The 1,515-nt window shown below is 37.2% G+C and carries 1 protein-coding gene; it reads right to left on the reverse strand.

Annotated elements, in window-relative coordinates:
* Positions 1–82: 82 nt before the first annotated feature.
* Positions 83–1,324, reverse strand: a complete 1,242-nt coding sequence (gene ftsW / locus ACMZ6U_RS10325) for a cell division peptidoglycan polymerase FtsW (protein ID WP_416108332.1) — start codon at positions 1,322–1,324, stop codon at positions 83–85.
* Positions 1,325–1,515 lie beyond the last annotated feature (191 nt).

Genomic DNA, 1,515 nt, shown 5'->3' on the forward strand with positions numbered 1-1,515 from the left:
TTAATTATAAGTCACCCACTACAGTTGACGAAGAGCCATATTTATCAGATACACAACAAGCTGGGATTATCCCAGCTCATTATCAGTCGTCAGACATCATTCTTTCGGACTCTCTTTCTGCTTCTTCAATGATTTCCATACGTTTTTCATTAGCATCTATATTTAATACGAGAGCTATGGCAACCGATAAGACTAGGAGACTATTTCCTCCTTGTGACAGAAAAGGAAATGTAACCCCTGTGGATGGAATTAAGCCAGAGATACCTCCAATATTAACAAAAACCTGCATCAACATCATGCCACCAACTCCGATAGCCATCATGGCATTGAAAGCATTTTTTGCTTTTATACCAACCAAAATAATTCTCAAAATTAAAAAGAAAACTAGGGATAAAATCAAACATGCTCCTATCATTCCAAACTCTTCCATTACAATGGAGAAGACAAAGTCCGTCGTTGCCTCTGGAAGATAGCCACGTTTTTCGATGGAATTGCCAAGACCCATCCCAAACCACCCACCATTACTCATGGCATAATAGGAATGAGCAAGTTGGTGCCCAGAATCTGTTAAATCTTTAAAAGGATTATAAAAAGCGCTAAAACGTTTAGCAACATAGCCAAAGACTGGTGCTTTAGCCATTGTTTCTACACCGACTACCCCAATTATTCCCAAAAACAGTGCTGATACTACTGTTATACTAAGAAAAATAGCCGAGAACCAACGATAGCCAATACCACTCACAGTAATCATAATGAGAACGGTCAAAACGATGATAGCAGCATTACCAAGGTCAGGTTGAGCTGCGACAAGACCTATTAGAGCCAAACAAATGAGTCGCCAATCAGTGAAATCACTAGCATTGCGAGGCCACCAGCGTCTCCGTGTCAGAGCTTGATAATCATAGACAGCAATCGACCGCTGCCTACGACTAAATGTAAACGCTAAAAACCAGATAACTAGGATTTTTAAGTATTCTGCTGGTTGAAAACTAACCGGTCCAACAACAATCCAACCGTGTGCACCATTAACTTCTTGTGTAAAAAATCGAGCTATTAGCAAGAGAATGACTTCTATCAAAAGAACACCGGTAAGAATTTTTGAATTCTTTAAAAAATTCAATCTTAGCCGATAAATAAATAAAATAGCTAAGAGACTGATAATCCAAAATGCCCCTTGAGTAATCATTGATTTAAAAGGATTTAATCCATAATTAACCAAGGTTGCACTGGTAGTAGAATAAACAATAATCAAGCCTAAGACTGATAATATCAAATAGGGCAAGAGTATCGAATAGTTTAAGAGATGTTTTTTTTCGATATGCATAATTTATAATCTTTCCATTGATAACACTAGCATTATACCATCTTTCTAGAAAAAGAAAAATCAGAAGCTAGTATCCTATTCTTCTAAGCCCTATATTGTTGACACCCGCGTGATAAACTAGCGATGTTGAACGATATCACTCCTACTTATTGATAAGTAAGGTAAACAGCTAAGTTTTATATTGATTACTC

It is taken from the genome of Streptococcus pluranimalium (genome assembly GCF_047785745.1).
GTDB classification, from domain to species: domain Bacteria; phylum Bacillota; class Bacilli; order Lactobacillales; family Streptococcaceae; genus Streptococcus; species Streptococcus pluranimalium_B.

Bases quoted from the DNA above. Each gene is read 5' to 3' on its own strand.
- ftsW (WP_416108332.1), bottom strand. From the start codon at position 1,324: ATGCATATCGAAAAAAAACATCTCTTAAACTATTCGATACTCTTGCCC.